Annotated in this window: 27 protein-coding genes and 1 tRNA gene; 17 read left to right on the top strand and 11 right to left on the bottom strand. The window is 67.1% G+C overall.

What is annotated here, in order from left to right; translation table 11 throughout:
- Window positions 1-27 precede the first annotated feature (27 nt).
- On the top strand, window positions 28-1,797 hold the full coding sequence (locus tag MF609_RS09795) for a DUF885 domain-containing protein (RefSeq protein WP_242416135.1): 1,770 nt from the start codon (window positions 28-30) through the stop codon (window positions 1,795-1,797).
- A 25-nt stretch (window positions 1,798-1,822) separates the two neighbouring features.
- Here MF609_RS09795 and MF609_RS09790 read toward each other — a convergent pair whose 3' ends face one another.
- The 5 genes from MF609_RS09790 to MF609_RS09770 all read right to left on the bottom strand — a co-directional run bounded on the left by MF609_RS09790 (window position 1,823) and on the right by MF609_RS09770 (window position 8,418).
- Window positions 1,823-2,539, bottom strand: coding sequence for a DUF4163 domain-containing protein (locus tag MF609_RS09790; RefSeq protein WP_242416134.1), 717 nt, complete (start codon window positions 2,537-2,539; stop codon window positions 1,823-1,825).
- A gap of 63 nt (window positions 2,540-2,602) precedes the next feature.
- Window positions 2,603-3,832 carry a dihydrolipoamide acetyltransferase family protein gene (locus MF609_RS09785; RefSeq protein ID WP_242416133.1) on the bottom strand — a complete coding sequence of 410 codons (1,230 nt, stop codon included), beginning with the start codon at window positions 3,830-3,832 and terminating at the stop codon, window positions 2,603-2,605.
- Window positions 3,833-3,837: 5 nt separating this feature from the next.
- Window positions 3,838-4,842 carry an alpha-ketoacid dehydrogenase subunit beta gene (locus MF609_RS09780; RefSeq protein WP_277991176.1) on the bottom strand — a complete coding sequence of 335 codons (1,005 nt, stop codon included), beginning with the start codon at window positions 4,840-4,842 and terminating at the stop codon, window positions 3,838-3,840.
- Window positions 4,843-4,852: 10 nt separating this feature from the next.
- The gene (locus MF609_RS09775; RefSeq protein WP_242416131.1) at window positions 4,853-6,145 is read right to left on the bottom strand and encodes a 3-methyl-2-oxobutanoate dehydrogenase (2-methylpropanoyl-transferring) subunit alpha; all 1,293 of its coding nucleotides are present in this window, start codon (window positions 6,143-6,145) and stop codon (window positions 4,853-4,855) included.
- A 140-nt stretch (window positions 6,146-6,285) separates the two neighbouring features.
- Window positions 6,286-8,418 carry a M3 family metallopeptidase gene (locus tag MF609_RS09770; protein WP_242416130.1) on the bottom strand — a complete coding sequence of 711 codons (2,133 nt, stop codon included), beginning with the start codon at window positions 8,416-8,418 and terminating at the stop codon, window positions 6,286-6,288.
- Between the two features lie 101 nt (window positions 8,419-8,519).
- Between MF609_RS09770 and MF609_RS09765 the strand changes: the two genes are divergently transcribed.
- Complete coding sequence (locus tag MF609_RS09765; protein ID WP_242416129.1) at window positions 8,520-8,981, top strand: hypothetical protein; 462 nt, start codon at window positions 8,520-8,522, stop codon at window positions 8,979-8,981.
- Window positions 8,982-9,089: 108 nt separating this feature from the next.
- Here the strand turns inward: MF609_RS09765 and MF609_RS09760 are convergent, their stop codons facing one another.
- Genes MF609_RS09760 through MF609_RS09750 form a run of 3 tightly spaced genes read right to left on the bottom strand, consistent with a single transcriptional unit; the run spans window position 9,090 to window position 11,694 of the window.
- Complete coding sequence (locus MF609_RS09760) at window positions 9,090-9,737, bottom strand: DUF4893 domain-containing protein (protein WP_242416128.1); 648 nt, start codon at window positions 9,735-9,737, stop codon at window positions 9,090-9,092.
- Window positions 9,738-9,744: 7 nt separating this feature from the next.
- Window positions 9,745-10,530, bottom strand: coding sequence for a 3-hydroxybutyrate dehydrogenase (locus MF609_RS09755; RefSeq protein WP_242416127.1), 786 nt, complete (start codon window positions 10,528-10,530; stop codon window positions 9,745-9,747).
- Between the two features lie 3 nt (window positions 10,531-10,533).
- Window positions 10,534-11,694 (bottom strand): patatin-like phospholipase family protein, encoded by a 1,161-nt coding sequence (locus MF609_RS09750; RefSeq protein ID WP_242416126.1) that lies wholly within the window; start codon window positions 11,692-11,694, stop codon window positions 10,534-10,536.
- A gap of 128 nt (window positions 11,695-11,822) precedes the next feature.
- On the opposite strand from MF609_RS09750, the gene ypfJ reads away from it, so the two are divergent.
- The 4 genes from ypfJ to MF609_RS09730 are packed head-to-tail and all read left to right on the top strand — an operon-like array spanning window position 11,823 to window position 13,804.
- A complete protein-coding gene (ypfJ, locus tag MF609_RS09745; RefSeq protein WP_242416125.1) occupies window positions 11,823-12,698 on the top strand; it encodes a KPN_02809 family neutral zinc metallopeptidase in 876 nt (291 codons plus the stop codon).
- Window positions 12,698-13,165 (top strand): GreA/GreB family elongation factor, encoded by a 468-nt coding sequence (locus MF609_RS09740; RefSeq protein WP_242416124.1) that lies wholly within the window; start codon window positions 12,698-12,700, stop codon window positions 13,163-13,165. The genes ypfJ and MF609_RS09740 overlap by 1 nt, the downstream gene beginning before the upstream one ends.
- Window positions 13,162-13,614 carry a YaiI/YqxD family protein gene (locus MF609_RS09735; RefSeq protein ID WP_242416123.1) on the top strand — a complete coding sequence of 151 codons (453 nt, stop codon included), beginning with the start codon at window positions 13,162-13,164 and terminating at the stop codon, window positions 13,612-13,614. Before MF609_RS09740 ends, MF609_RS09735 begins: the two co-directional genes overlap by 4 nt.
- Window positions 13,615-13,624: 10 nt before the next feature.
- Window positions 13,625-13,804, top strand: coding sequence for a hypothetical protein (locus MF609_RS09730; RefSeq protein WP_242416122.1), 180 nt, complete (start codon window positions 13,625-13,627; stop codon window positions 13,802-13,804).
- 142 nt (window positions 13,805-13,946) lie between these two features.
- Here the strand turns inward: MF609_RS09730 and MF609_RS09725 are convergent, their stop codons facing one another.
- Window positions 13,947-14,936 (bottom strand): NADP-dependent oxidoreductase, encoded by a 990-nt coding sequence (locus MF609_RS09725; protein ID WP_242416121.1) that lies wholly within the window; start codon window positions 14,934-14,936, stop codon window positions 13,947-13,949.
- A 106-nt stretch (window positions 14,937-15,042) separates the two neighbouring features.
- On the bottom strand, window positions 15,043-16,257 hold the full coding sequence (locus MF609_RS09720) for a DUF2171 domain-containing protein (RefSeq protein WP_242416120.1): 1,215 nt from the start codon (window positions 16,255-16,257) through the stop codon (window positions 15,043-15,045).
- A gap of 219 nt (window positions 16,258-16,476) precedes the next feature.
- On the opposite strand from MF609_RS09720, the gene MF609_RS09715 reads away from it, so the two are divergent.
- The 7 genes from MF609_RS09715 to pyrF all read left to right on the top strand — a co-directional run bounded on the left by MF609_RS09715 (window position 16,477) and on the right by pyrF (window position 22,160).
- Window positions 16,477-16,552: transfer RNA gene (locus MF609_RS09715), tRNA-Ala, on the top strand.
- 195 nt (window positions 16,553-16,747) lie between these two features.
- Entirely contained in the window at window positions 16,748-16,996 is a 249-nt protein-coding gene (locus MF609_RS09710; protein WP_242416119.1) for a hypothetical protein, read from the top strand.
- A 111-nt stretch (window positions 16,997-17,107) separates the two neighbouring features.
- The gene (epsC, locus tag MF609_RS09705) at window positions 17,108-18,025 is read left to right on the top strand and encodes a serine O-acetyltransferase EpsC (protein ID WP_242416118.1); all 918 of its coding nucleotides are present in this window, start codon (window positions 17,108-17,110) and stop codon (window positions 18,023-18,025) included.
- Between the two features lie 66 nt (window positions 18,026-18,091).
- On the top strand, window positions 18,092-18,787 hold the full coding sequence (locus MF609_RS09700) for an endonuclease/exonuclease/phosphatase family protein (protein WP_242416117.1): 696 nt from the start codon (window positions 18,092-18,094) through the stop codon (window positions 18,785-18,787).
- Complete coding sequence (locus tag MF609_RS09695; protein ID WP_242416116.1) at window positions 18,784-21,087, top strand: patatin-like protein; 2,304 nt, start codon at window positions 18,784-18,786, stop codon at window positions 21,085-21,087. The genes MF609_RS09700 and MF609_RS09695 overlap by 4 nt, the downstream gene beginning before the upstream one ends.
- A 78-nt stretch (window positions 21,088-21,165) precedes the next feature.
- Window positions 21,166-21,486, top strand: a complete 321-nt coding sequence (locus MF609_RS09690) for a lipopolysaccharide assembly protein LapA domain-containing protein (RefSeq protein ID WP_242416115.1) — start codon at window positions 21,166-21,168, stop codon at window positions 21,484-21,486.
- Window positions 21,483-22,160 (top strand): orotidine-5'-phosphate decarboxylase, encoded by a 678-nt coding sequence (gene pyrF / locus MF609_RS09685; RefSeq protein WP_242416114.1) that lies wholly within the window; start codon window positions 21,483-21,485, stop codon window positions 22,158-22,160. The genes MF609_RS09690 and pyrF overlap by 4 nt, the downstream gene beginning before the upstream one ends.
- Here pyrF and MF609_RS09680 read toward each other — a convergent pair.
- Window positions 22,127-22,423, bottom strand: a complete 297-nt coding sequence (locus tag MF609_RS09680) for a hypothetical protein (protein ID WP_242416113.1) — start codon at window positions 22,421-22,423, stop codon at window positions 22,127-22,129. The two genes, pyrF and MF609_RS09680, sit on opposite strands and share 34 nt — an antisense overlap.
- A gap of 203 nt (window positions 22,424-22,626) precedes the next feature.
- Here MF609_RS09680 and MF609_RS09675 point away from each other — a divergent pair, with 203 nt between their 5' ends.
- The 4 genes from MF609_RS09675 to trpB all read left to right on the top strand — a co-directional run bounded on the left by MF609_RS09675 (window position 22,627) and on the right by trpB (window position 26,413).
- Window positions 22,627-23,394, top strand: a complete 768-nt coding sequence (locus MF609_RS09675; RefSeq protein ID WP_242416112.1) for an SDR family NAD(P)-dependent oxidoreductase — start codon at window positions 22,627-22,629, stop codon at window positions 23,392-23,394.
- The gene (locus MF609_RS09670; RefSeq protein ID WP_242416111.1) at window positions 23,391-24,347 is read left to right on the top strand and encodes a glycoside hydrolase family 130 protein; all 957 of its coding nucleotides are present in this window, start codon (window positions 23,391-23,393) and stop codon (window positions 24,345-24,347) included. The genes MF609_RS09675 and MF609_RS09670 overlap by 4 nt, the downstream gene beginning before the upstream one ends.
- A 160-nt stretch (window positions 24,348-24,507) precedes the next feature.
- On the top strand, window positions 24,508-25,143 hold the full coding sequence (locus MF609_RS09665; protein WP_242416110.1) for a phosphoribosylanthranilate isomerase: 636 nt from the start codon (window positions 24,508-24,510) through the stop codon (window positions 25,141-25,143).
- A 40-nt stretch (window positions 25,144-25,183) separates the two neighbouring features.
- The gene (trpB, locus tag MF609_RS09660; RefSeq protein ID WP_242416109.1) at window positions 25,184-26,413 is read left to right on the top strand and encodes a tryptophan synthase subunit beta; all 1,230 of its coding nucleotides are present in this window, start codon (window positions 25,184-25,186) and stop codon (window positions 26,411-26,413) included.
- Window positions 26,414-26,468: the final 55 nt, after the last annotated feature.

The following is a 26,468-nucleotide window of genomic DNA, read 5'->3' as shown; positions in this document are numbered from 1 at the left end:
CGCCAACGACCTTGGGGGAATTTTACGATGTATCGTCGCCATTTCGTCGCGCTGATGGCGCTTGTCCCGCTCGCGGGCAGTTTTCCGGCGCTGGCGCAGAGCGGGCCGGCGGGCGACTTCGCGCGGCTGGCGAAGCGCTACCTCGACGGCATGGCGCGGCTGCATCCGGGCTATGCCACCGCGCTCGGCAACCATAGCTATGACGATCAGGTCGAGGATCTGTCCGCCGCAGGGCGCGAGCGCGATGCGGCCTTCCTGCGCGCGACGCTGACCGAACTGGAAGCGATCCCCCGCGCATCGTTGTCGCGCGACGATCAGGTCGATGCCGCGCTGCTCGACAACGAATTGCGCTATCAGCTGTGGACGCTGGAGGTGCTGCAACCCTTTGCGTGGGACCCGCAGGGCGCGGCCGGCACCATTTCGGGCGGGCTCTATGCGCTCGCCGCCCGCGACTTCGCGCCGTGGCCGCAGCGGCTGCGCAACGCGACGAAACGGATGGAGCAGGTGCCGACGATGTTCGCCCAGATGCGCGAAAGCATCGTGCCCGAGCGGGTGCCGGCCATCTATGCCACGACCGTCGCCAAGCAGAATGCCGGCGTGCTGCAGATCGTCGACACCATGCTGGCCCCGCACCGCACGACGCTCGGCCGCGCCGATCGCGCCCGCTTCGACCGTGCCGTCGCCACGCTGAAGGCTGCGACGGCGGAGCAGCAGCGCTGGCTCGACACCGTGCTGGTCCCGGCAGCCAAGGGCGACTTCCGTCTTGGCTCCGAACTGTACGATCAGAAGGTGAAGTTCGCCCTCCTCTCCCCCCTCTCGCGGACCGAGATCAAGGCGCGCGCCGTCAAGGCCGCCGCCGAGACGCGGGCGGAGATGTACGACCTCGCGCGCCTCGTCCTGCGCGGCCGGCCCAAGGCCCCGGCAACGCCCGCCAGGCCGACCCCGGCGCAGCAGCAAAAGGCGATCGAGGCAGCGCTGGAGATGAGCTACGCCCGCCGTCCGACCCGGTCGCAGGTGATGGGCAAGGCCCGCGCGACGCTGGAGACCGCAACCGCCTTCGTCCGCGAAAAGAAGCTGGTGCGCGTGCCGACCACGCCGGTCCAGATCATCGAGATGCCCAAGTTCCAACAGGGCGTGTCGGTCGCCTATTGCGACAGCCCGGGGCCGCTGGAGAAGCATCTCGGCACCTTCTACGCCGTGTCGCCGATCCCGGCGGACTGGACCGAGGCGCAGACGACCTCGTTCCTGCGCGAATATAACGACTATATGATCCACGACCTGTCGATCCATGAAGCGATGCCGGGCCATTACCTCCAGATCGCGCACAGCAACGAGAACAAGTCGGTACTGCGCGCGGTGCTGTCGTCAGGTCCGTTCGTCGAAGGATGGGCGGTCTATGCCGAGCGGCTGATGGCGGACGCCGATTATCTGGACGGCGACCCCCTGTTCAAGCTGACCGTGTTGAAGATGCGGATGCGGTCGATCACCAACACGCTGCTCGACATCGGCATCCATACCGAGGGCCTGACCGAGGCACAGGCGATGAAGCTGATGATGGAAGGCGCGTTCCAGCAGGAGCGCGAGGCGGCGGGCAAGTGGACCCGCGCCCGGCTGGGCTCGACACAGTTGCTCAGCTATTTCGTCGGTTACAGCGAGCATATGGACATGCGCCGGGAAGCCGAACGGCGGGCGGGCGCGAAGTTCGACCTGATGCGCTATAACGACGCGGCAATCTCGCACGGATCGCCGCCGGTGCGGTTCGTTCGCGCGCTGATGTTCGGGGAAGCGATCGTCTGAAACTCCTCCCCGTGCCGGGGAGGATTCAGCGCACCGCGAACGCCCCGCGATATTCGGGCTTCACCGCGCGCAGCAGGGCGGGCGTTACCGGCAGCGTCACCTCATACGGCCCCTCGGCATAGGAGCCGGCAACATATTGGTCGGCGATCAGGCCGATCCGGTCGAACGCCTTGCCGGTCGACGACCCCAGCAGAACCGTCAGTTCCTTCACCCGCGGACACTGACCGAAAATATCGTCGGTCTCGATCGGAGCGCCCAGCCGCCGCACCCGCTCGCGCTTCAACCAGTCGCACCATGGCTTGCGCAGCGCCGCGTCCAGCCCGGCGAGGGATACGAACACCGCCTTCGGCTCGACCCGCTGTGCTGCGCGCTTGTCCCACAACAGCCCGCCGGACGCGCCATAGCCATGCGCCCCGCCCGAATAGCCATAGGTGGTAACCGACAGGCTCAGGAAACGCGGCGTGTCCGCGACGACCTCCCAATCCTTCGACGCTTCATATTTGCGGAAGGGCGATCCGTCGCGCTGCGTCTGGCGTCGGAATTCCGCCGCTTCGCCCGCAACCTTGGCCCGCAGCTTCGCCTTGTCCGTGTCGAGCCACGCCTTCAGCGGCGCGATGCGGGCGGCCTGTTGCGGGTAGGAATAGGTGAAATCATAATTCGCCGATCCCCGTGGCGCCTGCGCCGGCACCGCCGACGCCGCACCCACCGTCAGCACCAGCCCCACCAAAATCCCTCGCATCATCCGTACAGCCTCCCGTTCCGGCAATCCTGACGCCGGAAGGCTGTACGGGCGATGACCAGAGGGTCAGTCGGCGAACAGCAGCACCGGCGTTTCGATCAGCCGCTTCAACGCCTGAACATAGCTGGCGGCGTCATGGCCGTCGACGACGCGGTGGTCGCAGCTGATCGACAGGTTCATCAGCTTGGCCTTGACGATCTCCTCGCCGCCGCCGGCGCACGCGCGGAATACCGGGCGTTCGACGATGCGGTTCGGGCCGATGATCGCGACTTCGGGACGGTTGATGACCGGCGTGGTCGCGATGCCGCCCAGCGGACCGAGCGAGGTGACGGTGATCGTGCCGCCCGACAGTTCCTCCGACTTCGCCTTGCCGGTCCGCGCGGCTTCGGCGAGGCGGGTGATCTCGCCGGCCAGCTGCCACGGGTTCATGTCCTGCGCGTCGCGGATGACCGGCACCATCAGCCCGGCATCGGTCTGTGCCGCCATGCCCAGATGGACGCTGCCGAAGCGCGTCACCACGCCCGCTTCATCGTCATAGCGGGCGTTGAGCATCGGGAAATCGGGCAGCGTGCGACAGACCGCGACGATCAGCAGCGGCAGCATGGTCAGCTTCGGCCGAGACCCACGCGCCGCATTCAGGTCGGCGCGCATCGCCTCCAGCGCCGTCACGTCGATTTCCTCGACATAGGTGAAGTGCGGGATGTGGCGCTTGGCCGCCGCCATGTTCTCGGCGATGCGGCGGCGCATTCCGATGACCTTGACGGTTTCGTCCGGGCGGGCGCGGCTGGCATGCGGCGCACGATAGCCCTGCGCGCTGCCATAGCGGAGATAGGCGTCGAGGTCGGCATGGCGGATGTGCGGGCCGTCGTGGTGGACGGCCGAGAGGTCGATGCCGAGGTCCTTGGCGCGAGCACGCACCGCAGGCGAGGCAAGCACCTTATCCTCCCCGTGCCGGGGAGGATCTTCGCGTTCCGTCTGCGGCGAGGATGCTACCTCCTCGACCCCTGGATTCTCCACCTCGACCCGCTCCGGTTCGGCCGGCTGCACGACCTCGCCTTCAGTCTCGATCACGACCAGCGTCGCGCCGATCGCGACCTGGTCGCCCGGCTCGCCCGCCAGTTCGACAACGGTACCCGCGACCGGGCTTTCCATTTCGACCGTTGCCTTGTCGGTCATCATGTCGGCCAGCCGGCCGTCTTCCTCGACGCGGTCGCCCACGGCGACGTGCCACGCGACGATCTCGGCCTCGGAAATGCCTTCGCCGATGTCGGGCAGGCGGAAAGAGAAACGTGCCATGGCGGTCAGTCCTGCATGATCTTCTTGAGCGCCTGTCCGATGCGGACCGGCCCTGGGAAATACGCCCATTCGAGGCTGTGCGGATACGGCGTGTCAAAGCCGGTCACGCGCTCGATCGGCGCTTCGAGATGGTGGAAGCAGCGTTCCTGCACCAGCGCCGACAGCTCGGCACCGAAGCCGCCGGTGCGGGTCGCTTCGTGCACGATCATGCAGCGGCCGGTCTTCTTCACCGACGCCTCGATCGCGTCGATATCGAGCGGGACCAGCGTGCGCAGGTCGAGAATTTCGGCATCGATCCCGGCCGCTTCCACGGTCGCCTGCGCGACATGGACCATCGTGCCATAGGCAAGGATGGTCAGGTCGCTGCCCTCGCGCACGACCTTCGCCTTGCCCAGCTCGATCCGGTAATAGCCCTCGGGCACTTCGCCGCCGGGGTGTTTCGACCAGTTCTGCGCCGGCTTGTCCCAATTGCCGTCGAACGGGCCGTTGTAGATGCGCTTGGGTTCGAAGAAGAGGACCGGGTCGTTATCCTCGATCGCGGCGATCAGCAGCCCCTTGGCGTCGTACGGCGTCGACGGGATCACCGTCTTGATGCCGCTGACGTGCGTGAAGATGCCCTCGGGCGACTGGCTGTGCGTCTGCCCGCCGAAGATACCGCCGCCAAATGGCGAGCGCACGGTGATCGGCGCGGTGAAGTCGCCGGCCGAGCGATAGCGCAGCCGTGCGGCCTCGCTGACCAGCTGGTCGAGCGCGGGGTAGATGTAATCGGCGAACTGGATTTCCGGGACCGGACGCAGGCCATAGGCACCCATGCCGACCGCGACGCCGATGATGCCGCATTCGGTGATCGGCGTGTCGAACACGCGCGTCTTGCCATATTTGGACTGGAGTCCGGCAGTCGCGCGGAACACGCCGCCGAAATAGCCGACATCTTCCCCCATCACGATCACGCTGGGGTCGCGGTCCATCACCACGTCCATCGCGGAATTGATCGCCTGGATCATGTTCATCCGCGCCATGTCAGTGGCCCTCCTTGCGTGCCCAGGGGCGGCCGGAGGCTTCCTCCTCGGCCATCATCTGCGCCCGTTGTTCGCGAAGGTGCCACGGCATGTCCTCGAACACGCCGTCGAACAGCGTGTCGAGTGGTTGGTGGAGGCCATGGCCGAGGATGCCGTTGGCCTCCGCCGCCTTCTGTGCGGCGCGGACCTGTTCGGCGACGTCGCGGTCCATTTGCGCGTGGCGATCGTCATCCCACTCGCCGATGTTGACGAGGTGTGCCTTCAACCGTGCGATCGGGTCGCCCATCGGCCATGCGGTCGGTTCCCCGGCCGAGCGATATTGCGAGGGGTCGTCGGAGGTCGAATGCCCCTCCGCACGATAGGTGAAATGTTCGATCAGCGTCGGCCCCTGATTGGTCCGCGCGCGTTCGGCGGCCCAGGCGGTGGCGGCATAGACCGCCAGTGCGTCATTGCCGTCGACCCGCAGCCCGGCGATGCCATAGCCGATGGCGCGCGCGGCAAAGGTCGTCGCCTCCGCCCCCGCAAAGCCCGAAAAGCTGCTGATCGCCCACTGGTTGTTGACGACATTGAAGATCACCGGCGCACGATAGACGGTGGCGAAGGTGAGGGCGGAGTGGAAGTCACCCTCCGCGGTACTCCCCTCCCCGCACCAGGTCGCCGCGATGCGGGTATCGCCCTTCGACGCCGACGCCATCGCCCAGCCGACCGCCTGCGGATATTGCGTGGTCAGGTTGCCGGAGATGGAGAAGAAGCCATAGTCCTTCGACGAATACATGATCGGCAACTGCTTGCCCTGCAGCTTGTCGGCCGTGTTCGAGTAGATCTGGTTCATCATCTCGATCAGCGGATAGTCACGCGTGATGAGGATGCCCTGCTGGCGATAGCTGGGAAAGGTCATGTCGTCGCGGTCGAGCGCCATGGTGCCGGCAACCGCGATCGCCTCTTCGCCGGTGCATTTCATGTAGAAGCTGGTCTTGCCCTGCCGCTGGGCGCGGAACATGCGTTCGTCGAACGCACGCACCGTCGCCATCTTGAGCAGCATCCGGCGCAGCATGTCCGGGTCGAGCCGCGGGTTCCACGGGCCGACCGCCTGCCCCTGTTCGTCCAGCACGCGGACCAACGTGTAGCTGAGGTCGTGAAAGCTGTCGGGCGCGGCGGCGGTGTCGGGTCGCGCCTGCGCACCGGCCGGCGGCACCGCGACGTCGGCGAAATCCACCGCGTCGCCGGGACGGAATTTGGGTTCGGGCACGTGCAGCGCGAGGCGCGGCAGATTCGTGCGGCTGTCGCCGGTCATGCACTCTCCATGTCCGCTGCGTCGACCGATCGGCCGCGCAGACTCGTTACAAACGCTTGTTATATAATTTCAACGCGCTTGGCGAGAGGCTGGTAGCAATTGATACGAGTTTTCCCCCGGCATTCGCCGGGGGAAAAAGGTCACTTCGTCGGAAAGCCGCGCCGCTTGAACAGCGCGGTCACGTCCGGATCGCGGCCCCGGAAGGCACGATAGGCATCCTTGCGATCCGTTTCGTTGCCGGTCGACAGCAACGTCTTGCGGAAGCGATCCGCCGTCGCCTTGTCCCACACATTCCCCGTGGCCGTGAACGCGGCCCAGGTATCAGCATCCATCGTTTCCGACCAGAGATAGGAATAATAGCCCGCCGAATAGGCGTCCGAGGAGAACAGGTGATTGAACTGCGGCAGGCGGTGCCGCATCACGATCTCCTTCGGCATACCGAGCTTCGCCAGCGTGTCGCGTTCGAATGCCGCGACATCGGTCACCGGCGTCTCGCGGTCGTGCAATTCCATGTCGACGATCGCCGAGGATAGATATTCGACGGTGTCGAAGCCCTGGTTGAAGGTCGACGACTTCTCGATCTTGTCGACCAGCGCCTGCGGCATCGCCTGTCCGGTCTGGTAATGCTTGGCATAGCGATCCAGCACGTCGCGGGTCAGCAGCCAGTTCTCGTTTACCTGGCTCGGATATTCCACGAAGTCGCGCGGCGTGCCGGCAAGGCCGGGATAGGTCACGTCCTGCAGCAGCGAATGGATCGCGTGGCCGAATTCGTGGAACAGCGTCGACGCGTCGTCGATGCTGATAAGCGTCGGCTGCCCGGCCGCGCCCTTCACGAAATTATTGTTGTTCGACGCCAGCACGTTCGTCTCGCCGCCCAGCTTCTGCTGCCCGCGATAGCGCGTCGCCCATGCGCCCGACCGCTTGCCGCTGCGGGCGAAGCCGTCGAAATAGAACACGCCGACATTCCTGCCGGTACGCCCGTCGGTCACGACGAAGGTGCGGACATTCTTTTCGAACACCGGAATCTGCCCGGTATTCTCGGTGAACTTCAGGTCGTACAGACGCCCGGCCGCATAGAAGGCACCGGCGAGGATGTTGTCGAGCTGGAGATACGGCTTCACCTCGCTTTCATCGAGGTCGTATTTCGCCTTGCGCACCTTCTCCGCATAGAAGCGATAGTCCCACGGCTCGATGGTGAGGTTCGCGCCGTCCTTGGCGGCAAGCGCCTGCATATCCGCCACTTCCTCGCGCACGCGCGCCACGGCGGCGGGCCAGACGCGCATCATCAGCGCCTTCGCATTGGCCGGCGTGCCGGCCATCGTGTCGTCCATGCGCAAGTACGCATGGTTGCGGAAGCCGAGCAGCTTCGCCCGTTCCTGCCGCAGCTTCAGGATGGTGGCGATCGTCGCCTTGGTATCGTTGGCATTGCCATTGTCGCCGCGCATGACGAACGCGCGCCAGACCTTCTCCCGCAAGGCGCGGTCGGTGGCATAGGTCAGTACGGGCGCGACCGACGAACGCGTGTTCACGATTGCCCATTTGCCAGTCAAGCCCCGCTCGTCCGCCGCCGCCTTCAGCGAGGCGACGAAGCTGTCGGGCAAGCCGGCCAGCTGCCTCGCATCGTCGACGACGATCCACGTCTCCTCGTCCGCCAGCACCTTGCGGCTGAAGTCGTTATAGGCGACCGACAATTGCTGGTTGAGACCGGTGACCTGCTGACGCTGCGCGTCGGTCAGCAGGCTCCCGCGCCGGACGAAGCTGCGATAGGTCCGCTCCAGCAGGCGCAGCTGCTGCGGGTTCAGCTTCTGCGTGGCGCGCGTGTCGTACGCCGCCTTCACCCGCGCGAACAATTTGGGATCGAGGAACAGTTCGTCGTTGAACGCCGACAGCTTCGGCGACCATTCGCGGTCGATCGCCTGCACCTCTTTCGTCGCGAGGTTGCTGGTATAGACGCCCCACATCGACCCGACCCGGTCCATCATGTCCCCGGCCAGCTGCAGCGGTTCGATGACGGTCTTGAAGGTCGCGGGTCGTTTGTCGTCGCGGATCGCGTGGATTTCGCGGCGCATCTCGGCCATCGCCACCGGGAAGGCGGCGGGGAACATCGCCGGCGTCACCTTGTCCCACGGCGGCACCCCCTGATACGGCCCGGGCCATTTCGCGGTCAGCGGGGTCGCATCCACGGCGGCGACGGGTGCCTGCGGCATCGACGCCGCCTGTGCCAGGGGAACGAACATCGTGGTGGCGAGCAGCGAGCCGATACGCAGGATCATGCAACTATCCGTTTTCTAGGCAGATTCGTAACTAGCGTAACCATCGGGAGCCGCTTGGCAAGATCGGCGTTGATGCGGCAACGAAACGATACGGGGCTTCCATGAAGATCACTTCGCTGACCGAACTCGACCGCGTGCGCGACGAAGCGCGCAAGCTGGTAACCAAGCGCGCACTGGTATCGGCGGGGGCGTCCGCCGTGCCGGTACCCGGTGCGGACCTGGTCGTCGACGCCAATATCCTGACCAAGCTGCTGCCGGAGATCAGCAACCGGTTCGGGCTGGACGAGAAACAGGTCAACGCGCTGGAGCCGGATCGGGCGAAGCAGATATTGTTGATCGCCGCCAATCTGGGGAACGGCGTGATCGGCCGGTCGATCACCAGACGCATCGTAACGATGCTGATCCGCAAGGTCGGCGCACGCTATGCCAGCAAGTCGCTGCTGCGCTTCGTGCCCTTCGCCGGACAGATCGCCGCAGCAGGCATCAGCTTCGGTGCGATGAAGCTGGTCGGCAATTCGCATATCGACGATTGCTACGAAACGGTGCGGCGGACGCTGGCGTAATCTTTTCCAACAGCGTCACCCCAGCGCAGTCTGGGGTCTCCCGCGGCTCCTGCTGCGCGCTATCACGACGAGATCCCAGCCTGCGCTGGGATGACGTGCGTGGCCAAGCTACTCCGCCGGCACCAGTTCGATCACGTCCAGCATCGATTCGAACCGGGGATAGGGCAGTACGAGCCGCCAGCGGCGCTCCCCTACCCGTTCCAGCACGCCCGCCATATCGCGGTCGCGGTCCTGGCCATATTGCAGCGCCGCCCGTTCGTTGCCCAGCAGCAGCGTGCCGAGGAACACCGTCCGGTCGCCATCGGGGAACAGCAGCCCGACCGGCCGCTGCGACCCGCTTTCCTTGTAGAAGCTGCGGACCCGGCCTTCGTCGGCGATCCGGCAGTCGAACGCGGGATAGGCGGTAAAGTCGCGCATCGCGCTGCCAAGCCCGCCCAGCTTGAACACCCGGCAATGATAGCGACCGGCGGGCGCTGCCGGGCCGGCCAGTGCCGCGTCGGGCGCGAACAGGGCGCCCTCCGCCGCCACGCCCTTCGCATCGGCCGCCCGCGCCCGGGGCAGTGCCGCCAGCCACGCATCGCGCCAGCGCCGCAACCGGTCGCGGTCGGCCGGGGTGGCTACCCGCCGCCAATCGTCCGCACCGGCGACAGGCGTCGTCGCAGATGCCTTCGACGCCGAGGACGCGACCCGCACCCCGCCACAGGCCGCGAGCGCGCAGCCGGCGAACACCGTCGCCAGCGACAACAGGCGGATCATGCCGCGATCACGCTGCGGTCCAGCCGCCGTCGATCGACAGGTTCGCACCCGTGATCGCCTTCGCCTCGTCCCGGCACAGATACAGCGCGAGGCTGGCGACCTGTTCGGCGGTGACGAACTCCTTGGTCGGCTGTGCCGACAGCAGGACGTCGTTCATCACCTGCTCGCGCGTCAGGCCGCGCGACGCCATCGTATCGGGAATCTGCTTCTCGACCAGCGGCGTCCACACATAGCCGGGCGAGATGCAGTTGGCGGTGATGCCGCAGGTCGCGACTTCCAGCGCGACCGTCTTGGTCAGGCCCGCAAGGCCGTGCTTGGCGGTAACATAGGCCGATTTGTTGGGGCTGGCGACCAGGCTGTGCGCCGAAGCGGTATTGATGATCCGGCCCCAACCCGCCTTCTTCATATGTGGCACGGCGGCGCGGATCATGTGGAACGCCGACGACAGGTTGATCGCGAGGATCGCGTCCCATTTGTCGATCGGGAATTCCTCGATCTTCGCGACATGCTGGATACCGGCATTGTTGACGATGATATCGACCGATCCGAACTCGGCCGCCGCCTTGTCGACCATCGCCGCGATCTGGTCCGGCTTGGTCATGTCGGCGGCGTCGTAGCGCGCCTCGGCACCGCTCGCCTCGGCCAGTGCGGCGCGTTCCTTCTCGATCGCGTCCGCGTCGCCGAAGCCGTTGATGACGACGCAAGCACCCTCGGCCGCGAACGCCTTTGCATAAGCGAGGCCGATGCCGGACGTGGAGCCGGTGACGATCGCGGTCTTGCCTTTGAGGAACATCGATTATCCTTGGCGTTGATGAAGGTGATGGGTGAGGTCGAACGCGGCGGTGCGCCCATCCAGAATGTTCTCGGCGACGACGCGGGCATTGGCCATGGTCTCGGCAATGGCGGCACGGCCGGCGGCCCAATGCTCCTCCATCGCGCGCGCCGAAAATTCGAAATCGCGCGCGCCGCCTTCCCAGCGGTTCGCGCGGTAGATGAGATGGACCAGGCTCAAGGGATGTTCGTCCGCCAGCGCCTCCAGCGCGCGGACATCGGCATCGTCGCGCAGCTCGACCGGCAGCTTGGCGACCAGTCGGCGGATCAGTTCGCGTTCCTGGCGCAGGCGCAGCCGTTCGGCGGTCACCTGTCGCGTGCGACTGGAAAAGCGGATTTCCTTTTCGCGCGCCACGACGTCGCCGATGGTGCGCGGCAACTCGGCCTCGGCGGAAAACAGGTCGACCTGGAACACCAGCATCGGATCGCGCTGATGGTCGAGGATATGGGTCAGCGGCGTATTGCTGACGAGGCCACCGTCCCAATACCAGCGGCCGTCGATCTCGACCGGGGGCAGGCCGGGTGGCAGCGCGCCCGACGCCATGACGTGCCGCGCGTCGATCCGTTCGCGGGCGCTGTCGAAATAGGCGAAATTGCCGCTCTGAATATCGACCGCGCCGACCGACAGCCGCACCGGGCCGTCATTGACCAAGTCCCAGTCGACCAGCGCGTCCAGCGTCTCGCGCAGCGGTTCGGTATCGTAATAGCTGAGCGCGCCCGGCGTCCCCGGTGCGGCGAATTGCGGTGCGATCCCGCGCGGGCGGAAGAAGCCGGGCACCCCGGTCGCCAGCACGACGCCGGCCGACCATTCATGCACCCATTCGCGCACCCGGTCGTCGGGCAGGATCGGGAACCACGGCAGCACGCCCGCCGCCGTCTGCCAGAAGTGTCGCAGCCGTTCGATCCGTCGTTCGGGCGGGTTGCCGGCAAAGATCGCGGCGTTGATCGCGCCGATCGAGATGCCGGCGACCCAGTCGACCTCGATCTGCGATTCCCCCAGGCGTTCGATGACGCCGGCCTGATAGCTGCCCAATGCGCCGCCGCCCTGCAGCACCAGCGCGACACAGTCCGGCAGGGGCAGGCCGGCGGGCGATTGTCGGCGCAAACGGGGATCAGCTTCGGCCATCGACGATACTTTGCGGATTATACGGACCGGGTTCAACGCCCCTTCAACCGATTTCCTGCATCGTAGTTGCAACATCGTGACCGTTTCGCGCATTTCAGTACGCAGCTTCAACGATTGGACCGCCGCCCATGCGCCTCGACGATCTCGATCCATCCAGCAATGTCGACGATCTCGGCCGCGGCGGCGGCGGACTGGGCGGCGGCGGGTTCAACCTGCTCGGCCTCCTGCCGCTGCTGCTCGGGCGCGGCCTGGGCTGTGGGACCATCGGCATCATCGCGATCATCGGCGTCGCCTTCCTGATGTTTTCGGGCGGTGGCGGACTGGTCGGTGGCGGATCGCAGGCACCGACGACGCAGCAGGGTTCGGCGCAGAACGTACCGTGCGACACTGCCGAGGAGTTGTTCGCCTGTCGCGTGCTGAAATCGACCGAACAGGTCTGGGGACAGATCTATGCAGAACAGGGCGCGCGCTACACCCCGCCGCGCCTGCGCTTCTATCAGGACCAGAACCAGTCCGGCTGCGGCGTGGCGCAGGCGGCGATGGGACCGTTCTATTGCCCGCCCGATCGCGGCGTGTACCTCGACACGAACTTCTTCCGCGAACTGTCGCAGCGTTTCGGTGCCGGTGGCGACTTCGCGCAGGCCTATGTCGTGGCGCACGAGGTGGGCCATCACATCCAGAACCTGACCGGACAGGCCGAAGCTGTCAGCCGTGCGCAGCAGACGCTACCCAAGGCGGAGGGCAATGCCCAGTCGGTGCGGCTGGAGTTGCAGGCCGACTGTTATGCCGGCGTGTGGGCCAAGCGCAGCGGCCGGATGGAACCGGGCGATATCGAGGAAGGGCTTCGCGCCGCCGAAGCGATCGGCGACGACCGGTTGCAGGGTAATCGCGCTTCGCCGGAAAGCTTTACCCATGGCACTTCGGCCCAGCGCGCCTATTGGCTCAAGCGCGGCTATGAGACGGGCGACCCCGCCCGCTGCGATACGTTTTCAGGGACGATTTGATGAGTGTTGCGTTTCGAAGAGAGGATGACGACGAGCATAAGGAGCCGCGGTTCGAACTGCCCTTACCCCCCGGCCCGAACCTGGTGACCCGGCGCGGGCTGGCGGCGATGGCGGAGCAGGTCGCGCGGCTGGAAGGCGAGCTGGACGCGGCGGGCGAGGATGCAGAGCGGGTAACGGCAATCAAGCGCGACCTGCGATACTGGCGGACCCGGCATTCGACGGCCGAGATCGCCCCCGCCCCGACCGACGAGGTCGCGTTCGGATCGCGCGTTACCTACACGCTGAACGGGCAGCGCAAGACGATCGAGCTGGTCGGCAGCGACGAGGCCGATCCGGCGGAGGGCCGCGTTCCGTTCACCGCGCCGCTCGCGCTGGCGATGACCGGGCTGATGGCGGGCGAAACCGCCGATTTCGGCGGGCGCAGCGACGCGATCGAGGTGATCGAGACCGGCCCGATCGAACCATGACGCGAATCCTGGTCGATGCCGACGCCTGCCCGGTCAAGGACGAGGTGTACCGTGTCGCCGAGCGGCACGGCGCGAAAGTATCGATCGTCAGCAACAGCCATTTCCGCGTGCCCGTGCTGCCATGGGTCGAGCGGATCGTCGTGTCGGACGGGTTCGATGCCGCCGACGACTGGATCGCCGACGCCGCCGGAGCGGATTGCGTGGTCGTCACCGCCGACATTCTGCTGGCGGATCGCTGCCTGAAGGCTGGCGCGACCGTCCTTGCCCCCAATGGCAAGCCCTTCACCGGCGCGTCGATCGGCGGCGCGATCGCGACCCGCGCGATCATGGCCGATTTGCGGGCAGGCGGCGAGCAGCTGGGCGGGCCGCCGCCGTTCGCCAAGGCGGACCGGTCGAAGTTCCTGCAGGCGCTGGACACGGCGCTAGTCCGACTTGCCCGTCATCGATAGGAGAAGCGCCATGGCCGAAAAATTCGAACGTCACCGCCAACCGTGGCGGCCCGATGAAATCCAGAAGCTCCACCAGCTGGCCGGCAAGGGCATTGCGTTGAAGGCGCTCGCCAAGGCGCTCACCCGCAGCGAAGAGTCGATCAAGGACCGTGCGAAGGAAGACGGGCTGAAGATCGCGAAGTTGCGGTAGTTTGTTCCTCCCCGGCACGGGGAGGGGGACCAGCGAAGCTGGTGGAGGGGGCGGGCCGCTGACGCCACGATTGCGTATGCGGACAGCCCCCTCCACCGTCCTGCGGACGGTCCCCCTCCCCGCGCAGCGGGGAGGATGCTGGTTACAGCTTCACCAGCATCTTGCCACGATTCTGGCCGCTGAACAGGCCGAGGAACGCGTCGAGCGTGTTCTCCAGCCCCTCGACGATGGTCTCCTCGCGCTGGAAATTGCCGCTGGCGACGATCTCGCCCATGCCCTGCTGGAATTCGGCGATCTTTCCGAGATAATCGCTGACGATGAAGCCCTGGATGCGGATGCGCGCAGCGATGACGCGCATCAGATAGCGCAGGCTGGTCGGCTGCGACGCGTTATAACCGTCGATCATGCCGCAGATGGCGAAGCGCGCATTCTGGTTGGCATGGGCCAGCGCCGCATCGAGATGGTCGCCGCCGACATTGTCGAAATACACGTCGATCCCGTTCGGGGCCGCCGCGCCCAACGCCTTCGCCAACGGCACGTCGCCCTTGTAATCGATGACCTGATCGGCACCGAGCGACCGAACCCATTCGACCTTTTCCGCACCGCCGGCCGAACCGATCACGGTCATGCCCTTGACCTTCGCGATCTGTACCACGACCGACCCGACCGCCCCGGCCGCCGCCGACACGAACACCGTGTCACCGGGCTTTGCTTCGGCCACGGTCAGCAGGCCGAACCATGCGGTCATGCCGGTCAGGCCCAGCGCGCCGAGAAATGCCTGTTCGGGCACGTCGATGTCGGGAATCTTGTTCACGCCCTTGGCGGGCACGATCGCCTCGTCGCGCCACCCGGCCATATGCTGCACGCGGGTGCCGACCGGCAGGTCTGCCGCGCGGCTCTCGATCACTTCCCCGACCGCGCCACCGTCCATCGGCGCGTCCAGCTGGAACGGCGGGACATAGCTTTTCACGTCGTTCATCCGCCCGCGCATATAGGGGTCGACCGACAGCCAGCGATTGGCGATACGGACTTCCCCGTCGGCCAATTCGCGCCGGGGCAGGTCTCGAAACGCGAAATCCTCCATCACCGGCATTCCCTGCGGCCGCCGTACCAGATGCCACGCCTTTGCCATGCTACATGCTCCATATCAGTTTCGGACCGCAACCTAGTATGCCGTCCCCCAAAAGCAAAGGGGCCCGGTTTCCCGAGCCCCTCCGCCTGTCGCCGCTGCGAACCGATCAATAGGTTCCGGGAAAGCTGCGATTGAGATTGGTGTCGTTGTCGGTCGTGCTGCCCGACACACCGGTCCCGGCCGTGGTCGAGGTGCCGGCACCCAGCGACTGGCCGGTCGTGGTCGACGCGCCATAGCGGTTCGCTTCACGAGTGCGGTCGTCGTTGTTGCCCTGGCTGCCGAAGCGGTCGCTGCCGTAACGCTGTTGCGACTGGTTGCCGAACATCGCCTGCTTCTCTTCCTCGTCGCGCCATGCCTGCTTGGCTTCGGCGGCGGACTTGCGCAGCTTCACCTTGTCATCGACCGACGATACCCAGCGCGACGGGATCGAGTGGTGATGGCCACCGGCGTCGGGATCGTTCTTGGTCAGGATGATGCGGTCGCCGCGCACCTTGTCGACCGTGCCGACATGTTCGTCGTCCGACCCGACGACTTCCATATGTTCGGTCACGCGGGTCAGGCTGTCGCGCTGGGTCTGCCGTTCGGTGCGAAATGCGCTGAATTCGCTCTGGAAACGCTGCGAGTTTTCCTGGCGATATTCGTCATAGTCGCGGTCGAACGCGCTGACCTGCGTATCGCGCCACGACCGATAGGCATGGTCGCTGTGGCGGTCGTCATAGCGCGCCATCTGTTCGTCATAGCGCTGGTCGCGCTCGCGGCGGCGCTCGGCATCCTCGTCACCGAACCACGAACGGACCTCGTCCCCTGCGCGGGCGAGGAAGCCGCGATCGGCGGCGTCATAGTCCCGGTCGTCGCGCGAGCGGTCGCGATCGTTGCGGAAGCGGTCGCCACGGTAACGATCGTTACCGTAGCGCGCGTCGCGCTCGCCCTGGTCGGCGAAGCGGTGGCCATCGCTCGCATAGCTGCCGCGATACGTGCCGCCCTGCCCGCCATAGGCGCTGGAACCCCGGTCGTTATGGTCGAAATCGCGGCTGCCATAGCTCCGGTCGCGGTCCGCGCCATAGCTGCTGCCATAGCCGCGGTCGCGGTCCACGCCATAGCTGGAGCCGTAGGAAGACTGTCCGCCATAATAGTCGCGATTGCCGCGATCGTCGCGCTGCTGCGACCCGCTGCCATAACCCCGTGCACCATAGCCATAGGCGCCCCGTCCGCGATCGTCCCGGTCGCGCGAGCTGCCATCGTCGTTCCGGCTGTTGCGCGACCAGTCATCGTCACGCGAATAGCGATCATAGGCCATGAAAATCTCCTGCAGATGGTTCATGTTTTTCGCGGCGCAGCAGCGGCTTGCTGCCATGTCGTACCCAGAGAAGCACCGACCCGAAGGATGGTTCCGACCCATTCGCACCGCGCACGACGAAGGGGCGTGGCGCAGCGACCGGTTGCGGCAAAAGGATTTTGATGGCGAAAAGCGCCGAGACCCGTTGCATCCGCATTTTCGGGCCGCTAAGGGAACGGCCCCGGCACTGTCCGGGAACGGGGCGGGGCTGTAGCTCAGATGGGAGAGCGCTGCAATCGCACTGCAGAGGTCAGGGGTTCGATTCCCCTCAGCTCCACCACCCCGCCGCCACCCTCGACATCGTTGGCCTGACAAGCTGGGTACGCCCCGGCCGACGCACGTGCGCCCGGCCCTCGTTGATAGCGGAACAATACCCCACTAAAGTAATGGGATTATTCCCAGTCCCCGCCGATGCCCTACAACGGCGTTCGACACCGCCGATCGCGGCGGTTTTCGGAAACGGGGGAGACCGGGTTTGAAGTCATATCTTGCACCGCTGGCGGCCGTCGCCTTGCTGGGCCTTGCGGCATGTTCGGGCAACACGCCCGCCGAGAACGCCGCTGCCGAAAATGCCGTCATCGAAACGAACCTGACCTCGCTCGACGAGCCGCTGGCGAACGACGTGACGCTCGGCAACGATGTCGCGCTGCCCGGCGACAATGTCGTCCTGAACGAAACGGCGTCGAACGCGGCCGACCCGGCGACGAACGCCACGGCATACTGAGTTTCGCCGCGCCCCGGCGCGGCATCCGCAACGCTTTGGTTAGCTCCCTAAGCGCAACTCGGGCCGGTCGGCAGCTGCCGCCCGGCCCCTTTCATGTTCGGAGCATGTTGCATGACCCAGCCCGATGACGACCGCCGCCGGGCGATTGACCATGCCACCCGCGCGCTCTCGACCGCCCGGCTCGCATGGCGGCAGGCGCAGCCGAGCCGGCGACACCCCGCCGACTTTCCGCGCCGCGCCGAACTCGCGCGCGCCGTCGCGCTGCTGGCGGAGGCGCTGTTTCCGGCGCGCATCGGCGGCTTTGGCGGGGACGCGGCGACCGAGGACGGCTTCGTCGCCGGACGGCTGACCGAGGCTTTCGCGCTGCTCGATGCGGCGATCGTCGCCGAATTCGCCTATTGGCGCGATGCGGCGGGGATCGAGGCGGCGCCCGACCGTCCGGCGGAGATCGTGCGCCTGTTCGCCGGCACCCTGTCGCGGGTGCGCGCGTTGATCGATACCGATGTCGCGGCGATCTTTCGCGGCGATCCGGCGGCACGCAGCGTCGACGAGATCCTGATCTGTTATCCCGGCGCGACCGCGATCCTGCACCATCGCCTGGCGCATGAGCTGGATTCGCTTGGCGCACCGATCGTCGCGCGGATCGTGTCGGAGATCGCCAACGAACGCACCGGGATCGACATCCATCCCGGCGCCACCATCGGGCCGGGCTTCTTCATCGACCATGGCACGGGCGTCGTCATCGGCGAGACGGCGGTCATCGGCGCGCGGGTGCGATTGTACCAGCATGTGACGCTGGGCGCGCGGACCCCGCGCCGGTCGCAGCCGCGCGAGGGTGCAGGCCCCTTTGCCGAGCGCATCCCCCGCCACCCGATCGTCGGCGACGATGTGGTGATCTATGCCGGGACGACGATCCTCGGCCGGGTGACCATCGGCGACCGCGCGGTGATCGGCGGCAATGTCTGGCTGTTGAAGGACGTGCCGCCCTCCACCGTGATCGTGCAGCCGGAGGCCGTCGTCGCCGGCTGACGATTTGCGCCGCGTCCGCTCCACAGGCGAAACGAAACCGGGCATCGCGACGTTGTGCGATGAACGATGATAAAGGTAGCCAGCTATAACATGCGCAAGGCGATCGGGACCGATCGCCGCCGCATGCCCGAACGCACGCTGGAAGTGCTGCGCGAGGTCGATGCCGACATCATCGCGCTGCAGGAATGCGACCGCCGGCTGGGCGAGCGCGCCGGGGTGATCCCACTGCACATGCTCGACGATCATAGCCCGTGGAAGGCGGTGCCGGTCGCCATCCGCGCGCAGTCGATGGGCTGGCACGGCAATGCGCTGCTGGTGCGCAAGGACGCGACGGTCAGCGCCCCGAAGCGAATCGACATCCCCGCGCTGGAACCGCGCGGCGCGGTGCGTGCGGACGTGACGCTGAACGGCATTACGATCCGGGTGGTGGGCATGCATCTCGACCTGTCCGGCCTCTGGCGGCGCAAACAGGCCCATGCGATCCTGCACGAGGTCGATGGCTGCCAGCCGCCGCTGCCCAGTGTCCTGATGGGCGACCTGAACGAATGGACGCCGCAGTCGGGCTGCCTGCGCGATTTCGGGCGGACGCATTGCTTTGCCGAAACCGGACCCAGCTTCCATGCGCGGCACCCGGTCGGGCGGCTCGACCGGATCATGGTGTCGAGCGAGCTGCGCATCGTCGATTCGGGCACGCACCAGAGCGCGGCGGCGCGCAAGGCATCGGATCACCTCCCCATCTGGGCGACGCTCGCCACGGGATGAGCGACGCCCCCTCCCCGCCCCCGCTGCACGACCGCGAACTGCGCCTTGCGCTCGTCTGCTACGGCGGGATCAGCCTCGCGGTCTATATGCACGGCGTGGTCAAGGAGGTGTGGCATATCGCCCGCGCCAGCCGCGCGATGCAGGACGATGGCGAGACGCTGGGCGGCAGTGCCGGCGTGTACCAGCAGATGCTGCACGAGCTGGCGACGCTGAGCGGCATCCGGCTGCGGGTGCTGGTCGATATCGTCGCCGGGGCGAGTGCCGGCGGGATCAACGGCGTGTTCCTGGCCCATGCGGTCGCGACCGGCCAGTCGCTCGACCCGCTGACCGAATTATGGCTGGAGGGCGCGGATATCGAGGCGCTGCTCGACCCGGCACAAGCCCCGTCGAGCGCGCTGTCGCGGCCCTGGGCGCGGCCGGTCGCGTGGATGGCGCTGGGTCGCGAGGGCGAGGATGTGTCGAGCGTCGACATCGCCGCGCGCGACGAACTGCGCACCAAGCTCGACCGCTTCGTGCGCGCCCGCTGGTTCGAGCCGCCGTTCGGCGGGCGGGCGATGGTCGACATGCTGCTGAACGCGTTCGAGGCGATGGCGGCGGGACCCGTCGGCCCACGCCTGCTGCCGCCCGGACAACCGCTCGACCTGTTCGTGACCGTCACCGATTTTGCCGGGCATCCCGAACTGCTGCGGCTCAATTCGCCTAGGGAAGTGGTCGAGACCGAGCATCGCATCGTCATCGGCTTTTCCGACCATGGCGACGGACCGCTGGCCGACCCGGCGGAGCTGGTGTTCGCGGCGCGGGCGACGTCGAGCTTTCCCGGTGCCTTCCCGCCGTTCCGGGTCGGCGAACTGGATGCGGCGCTGCAGGATCGCGGCACGCAGTGGCCGGGGCGCGAGGCGTTCCTGCGCCGGGTGCTGCCGCGACAGGCGGCGGTGGGCATGGTCGAACAGGCGGCGCTGATCGACGGATCGGTGCTGGCCAATGCCCCGTTCCGCCCTGCGATCGACGCACTGCGCGAACGCCCGGCGCGGCGGCAGATCGATCGGCGCTTCGTCTATCTCGACCCCGCGCCGAACCATAAGTTCGGCTTCGGCACCGAATCCAAGGGGCCGCCGACCTTCTTCCAGACGATCTTGGGCGCATTGTCTGAACTGCCGCGCAAACAGCCGATCCGCGACAATCTGGACGCGATCCAGCGCCGGTCCGAGCGGATCGAACGGATGCTGGCCATCGTCGAGCGGCTGCGCGCCGGGGTCGAGGCGGAGGTCGAGCAGCTGTTCGGCTATACGCTGTTCCTCGACTGGCCCACCCCGTCGCGGCTGGCCGGCTGGCGGCAGCGGGCGCAGGTACAGGCGGCGAAGCGCGCCGGATATGGCCATGCCGCCTATGGCCTGCTGAAGATCGATCAGGTGCTGGACCGGCTGGCCGATCGCATGGCGACACTGGCCGACGATCCCTCGCCCGAACGGCGGCGACGGCTGCGCGCGGCGTTCCACCGGATCGTGGTGGAGCGCGAGGCCGACCGGTTCGACGGCGACGGCGCATCGCCCGCGACGATCGAGTTCCTGCGGGCGCACGATCTGGCCTTTCGCATCCGGCGGCTGCGGCTGCTGGTCCGCACCATATCGGCGATGGAGCCGGAACAGGACGCGGCGGCACTGGCTCCGGTGCGCGAGGCGATCTTCGCCAGCCTCACCCCCTATCTCGCCTGCGAACATGCCGATCATTTCGCCGCTGTCCGCGCCGCCGCCGCCGACAAAAGGACCGCGCCCGCCGATCTGCTCGCAGCGATGGCGCAGGCGATGGACCTGACCACGCTCGACGCGCAGGCCGAGGAACTGCTGTCCGCCGCCCTGTCGGCCGCGCCGCGCGAGATTCGCCGGCCGGTGCTGCTGACCTATCTCGGCTTTCCCTTCTTCGACATCGCGACGCTGCCGCTCCTGGGCGGCGAGGGGCTGGACGAGTTCGATCCGGTACGGGTCGACCGCATCGCGCCGGACGACGCCCCCTCGATCCGTGCGGGCGGTGCCGAGGCGACGCTGAAGGGCATTCGCTTCAACAATTTCGGGGCGTTCTTCAGCCGGTCGTACCGCGAGAACGACTATCTGTGGGGGCGGCTGCACGGGGCGGAGCGGATGATCGACATCGCGCTGTCGACCCTGCCCGCCGAGGTCCGCCTGCCCCCCGGCTGGATCACGCGGCAGAAGCGTGCCGCGTTCCTCGCCATCCTCGACGAGGAACAGCCCCGGCTGACGACCATCCAGCCACTGTTCGACGAACTGCGCGCCCAGATCGGCTGAACCGGCGCTATTGGAAATTCCGCGACGACCGGCGTAAGGATGGTGCCCAAGCGAGCATAATGACGAAGGCGCCTCCCCATGCAGTTCCTGAAAACCCTCTTCTGGGCCTTGCTGGTCGGGGTCATCGTCGCCTTCGCCCTCAATAACATGACGATGGTGCCGCTGAAGCTGTGGGGCTCGCTCTATGCCGATGTGAACCTGCCGCTGCTGCTGCTGGTCACGTTCCTGGCAGGCTTCCTGCCGACCTTCGTCGCGCTGCACCTGACGCGGTGGCGGCTGCGGCAGCGGATCGCGGCGACCGACCGGACGCTCGCCGACCTCAACCGCGTCGAGCCGGTGTCGGTCGTCGCCGATCCCGCCCCGATCCCCGCCCAGGTTACCACCGGAGCCGTATCGTGAGCCGTTCGCCCATCTATGTCGCCATCGACACGCCCGACCTGGAGCGCGCCAAGGCGCTGGCGCAGCAGGTGCGCGGCCATGTCGGCGGGCTGAAGCTCGGCCTCGAATTCTTCATGGCCAATGGACGGGCGGGCGTCAGGACCATGGCGGACCTCGGCCTGCCGATCTTCCTCGACCTGAAATTCCACGACATTCCCAATACCGTCGCCAAGGCGATCCAGGCGCTGGGGCCGATGAACCCGGCGATCCTGACCGTCCATGCCACCGGCGGGCGGGCGATGCTGGAGGATGCCAAGGCCGCCGCGCCGGTCGGGACCAAGGTCGTCGCGGTGACGATGCTGACCAGCCTCGACGCGCACGACCTGTCGTCGATCGGCCTTGCCCCCGATCCGCATGAGCAGGTGGTGCGGCTGACCGAACTGGCGAAGAGCGCCGGGATCGACGGCGTGGTGTGTTCGGGGGCCGAGGTGGCGGCAGCGAAGAAGGCGTGGCCGCAGGGGTTCTTCGTGGTGCCGGGCGTCCGGCCGGCGGACGGGCCGAAGGGCGACCAGAAGCGGGTGGTGACCCCGCGCGCTGCGCTCGATGCCGGAGCGTCGGTGCTAGTGATCGGGCGGCCGATCACGCAGGCGGAAGACCCGGATCAGGCGGCACGGGCGATCGAGGCGACGCTGTAGGACGCGCCGGGCAAGGTCGAGCGAAGCTCGACCGAGCCGTACGAGGCGCGTCCGGCCGGCGGCGCGAACAGCGCCGTCCGACGGGCTTCGAGGTGCGGACTGCCCCGCAGTCCGCAGATCGTGCCGGGGGCACGATCGACCCCGAAGCCGGCTTTGCCCGCGGCGGGGCCATTGCATCGCACCGAAGAAGAAGCGGGACCCAGGATCAAGTCCGGGGTGACGAGCCATGCGGCTGTTTCGAAGAAAAAATCCCACCACGCCACGTCCAAAGTTCACAAAGTTCACACTCGCGACGTTTTCGCGCGGGGCGTGGCATACCCCCATTCCAACCATGTCAAAGAGCCTGCCGCACAGCCGCGACGATCCTCACCCACCCTGCCCGTTCGTCTCTTTGTAGGAAAGCCGTTCCGCCCCTGAACCAACCTGCCCGCCCGACGTTGCCCGACCGAGCAGCATTGGAGGAATCATGGACCGGCGAACCATCTTTGTAACCGGGGGAGATTCGGGCATCGGCGCAGCCTGTGTCGCGGCGTTCGGGGCGTTGGGCGACCGGGTCGCGATCGGCTATCATTCCGACGACAAGGGCGCGAAATCGGGCGCAGACGCGGTGCGACAGGCCGGCGGCGAGGCGATGACGCTGCACGTCGACGTGGCGGACGAAGGATCTGTCGATGCCGCCTTTGCCGCGATCGAGCAGGCCTGGGGCCCGGCGTCCGTATTGGTCAATTCCGCCGGCATGAACATGTCGGGGGTCAGCGTGCGCGACATGTCGCTGGACCAGTGGCGGCGGTTGATCGACACCGACCTGACCGGTGCGTTCCTGACGTCGCGCCGGTTCCTCAGTGGGCGCGGCACCGAACCGGCCGATGCGACGATCCTGCAGATATCGTCGATCCATGCCTTTGCCGTGCGCGCGGGCGGAGCGGACTATTGCGCGGCCAAGGGCGGATTGTCGAACCTGGTCGAGACGCTGGCGATCGAGGAAGCGCCGCGCCGCATCCGGGTGAATGCGATCGAACCGGGCATGATCCTGACGCCGATGAATGCGAAGGCGAGCGCGGACGCCGCCTATCGCGCGACGCTGGAACGCAACATCCCGCTGGGGCGTGCGGGTGAGGCGAGCGAGGTCGCCGACCTCGCCGTGTTCCTCGCGTCGGACAAGGCGCGCTATATCACCGGGGCGCGGATCGTGATCGATGGCGGGCTGTCGCTGATGCAGGCGCTGGGCGCATGATCTCGTCCGATTCGCCGGTCGCCGACCCGCATCGCAAGGACGCCGTGGTCGACAGCCCGATGGCGCTCGACTTCAACGTGAAGGCGATCGAGGACGTCACGATCGAAGGGCCGCCGGCGCTGATGGCGCGCGACCTGATGAGCCCCTATGTCTGGCGCGAGCCGGACGGACGCTATGCGATGATGGTCCGCGCGGTCGTGCCGCCGGGGCAGGAACTGACCGATACCGGGGTGATCTGGGCCGGGTGGAGCGATGACGGGCGGCATTTCACGATGCTCGGCCAACCGTCGATCGTGCCGGGACCGGGCGATCACGACGCAGGCGGTGTCGAGGACCCGACGGTGGTGCGGACCGATAAAGGCTATGTCGTCTATTATTCGGGCGTGCTGTCGGACCATTCCCACGGCGAATTGTCCTATGCCGCCGGGCCGACGCTGGATGCGCTGACCAAGAGCGGGGTGGCGCTGGCATCGTCCAAGTCGGAGGGGAATACGAAGGAGGCGACGGTCGACCGCACCCCCGATGGCGGCTGGCGGCTATTCTACGAATATGCCGCCGACGAGGCGTCGCGGATCGGGCTGGCGGTCGGAGCCGATGTCGCCGGGCCGTGGGACGAACAGCCGACGCCGTTCACGCCCCGCGCGAACAGCTGGGACGACTGGCATTTGTCGACGGGGCCGCTGCTGACCGACGATCCGGCGCGGCCGGTGATGTTCTATAATGGCGCGACGCGCGATGCGCGCTGGCGGATCGGGTGGGTGGCATTCGATGCCGACTATACCCGCGTCGTCGCGCGCGGCATCCAGCCATTGGTGACCCCGCCGCCGGTCGATGACCGCAGCGCGACGGACATCGCCTTCGCCGCGTCGGTGGTCGTCGTGGATGGGGCGATCTGGCTCTATTATTCGCTGGAGGACCGGCGGCTGGCGCGGGCGTTGATCCGGCGGAGTTGAGCCTCGCTTCGTCACTCCCGCGCAGGCGGGAGTCCATAAACGCCGGTGTTGCGGATCATGCGTTGACGGTAGTGTGTATGGATTCCCGCCTGCGCGGGAATGACGACTATGGCCGGAGTCCGGTTCTCTTTCCCCCCACAACCCTCTACATCCCCGCGCCATGACGCTCATCAAGATCTGCGGCCTGTCGACGCCCGATACCCTGTCCGCCGCGCTGGGTGCGGGGGCGAGCCATGTCGGCTTCGTGTTCTTCCCGCCCTCCCCCCGCCATGTCGGGTTCGACGTGGCGGCGGGACTGGCGCAGGCGGTGCCGGGCCGCGTGGCCAAGGTCGGGGTGTTCGTCGACCCCGACGATGCGCTGCTCGACGCGGCGATGGCGGCGGCGCGGCTGGACGTGGTGCAGTTGCACAAGACCGCGCCCGATCGCATCGCCGCGATCCGCGCGCGGACGAGGCGCGAGACCTGGGGCGCGGTGGCGGTCAAGACGCGCGCCGACCTCGACGGTGCGCGGGCGCTGAGCGGAGCGGCGGACCGGGTGTTGTACGATGCCAAGACCCCGCCGGGCGCGGCGCTGCCCGGCGGCATGGGGTTGCGCTTCGACTGGGGGCTGCTCGACGGATTTCGCCATCCCCTCCCCTGGGCGCTATCGGGCGGGCTGGATACGGGCAATGTCGCGGAGGCGATCCGGGTCACGCGCGCGCCGCTGGTCGATGTGTCGTCGGGCGTCGAGAACGCGCCGGGCGTCAAGGATGCGGGCCGCATCCTGACCTTTTGTACAGCCGTCCGCGACGCCTGATCGCTCGACATGGGCGCGCGTGCGGCGTAACGAGCGCACCATGAACGCCCCCAATAGCTATCGCGCCCAGCCTGACGAGCGTGGGCATTTCGGCGATTTCGGCGGCCGCTATGTCGCGGAAACGCTGATGCCGCTGATCCTCGACCTCGACCGCGAATATAAGGCGGCAAAGGCCGATCCGGCCTTCGCCGCGCAGTTCGACGATCTGATGACCCATTATGTCGGTCGTCCCAGCCCGCTCTATCATGCCGAACGGCTGTCGGAGACCCTGCGTAGCGGGGCCGAGCCGGGCATGGGCGCGCAGGTCTGGTTCAAGCGCGACGAGCTGAACCATACCGGCGCGCACAAGATCAACAACTGCATCGGCCAGATTCTGCTGGCGATCCGCATGGGCAAGACCCGGATCATCGCCGAGACGGGCGCGGGCCAGCATGGCGTGGCGACGGCAGCGGTCTGCGCGCGCTTCGGCCTGCCCTGCGTTATCTATATGGGTGCCAAGGACGTCGAGCGGCAGCAGCCGAACGTGTTCCGCATGAAGCTGCTGGGCGCGGAAGTCCGCCCGGTGACGAGCGGGGCGGCGACGCTGTCCGACGCGATGAACGAGGGCCTGCGCGACTGGGTCGCGAATGTCCACGACACCTTCTACATCATCGGCACCGCCGCCGGTCCGCATCCCTATCCTGAACTGGTGCGCGATTTCCAAAGCATCATCGGCCGCGAGGCGCGCGCGCAGATGCTGGAGCGGACCGGCCGTCTGCCCGACCTGCTGGTCGCGGCGATCGGTGGCGGATCGAACGCGATCGGGCTGTTCCATCCGTTCCTCGACGATGCCGATGTCGCGATGCTGGGCGTCGAGGCGGCCGGCCACGGGCTGGACAAGGACCATGCCGCGTCGCTGGCGGGTGGCTTCCCCGGCATCCTGCACGGCAACAAGACCTACCTGCTGCAGGACGAGGACGGGCAGATCGCCGAGGGGCATTCGATCTCGGCGGGCCTCGACTATCCCGGCATCGGGCCGGAACATGCCTGGCTGCGCGATATCGGTCGCGTCGAATATGACAGCGCGACTGACAGGGAGGCGCTGGACGCGTTCCAGCTGCTGTGCCGGACCGAGGGGATCATCCCCGCGCTGGAACCGGCGCACGCGATCGCGGCGGTGGCGCGGCGGGCTAAGACCATGCAGTCGGATCAGATCATCCTCGCGAACCTGTGCGGGCGCGGCGACAAGGATATTTTTACCGTGGCGTCGGCGCTGGGGGTCGATATCTAAAGCCGGAAAGCCCTCTCCCCTTCAGGGGAGAGGGTTGGGAGAGGGTTGGGAGAGG

Source organism: Sphingomonas panni, from assembly GCF_022664435.1.
In the GTDB taxonomy this organism is placed as follows: Bacteria; Pseudomonadota; Alphaproteobacteria; order Sphingomonadales; family Sphingomonadaceae; genus Sphingomonas; species Sphingomonas panni.
This window is presented reverse-complemented; position numbering and strand designations above follow the sequence as displayed.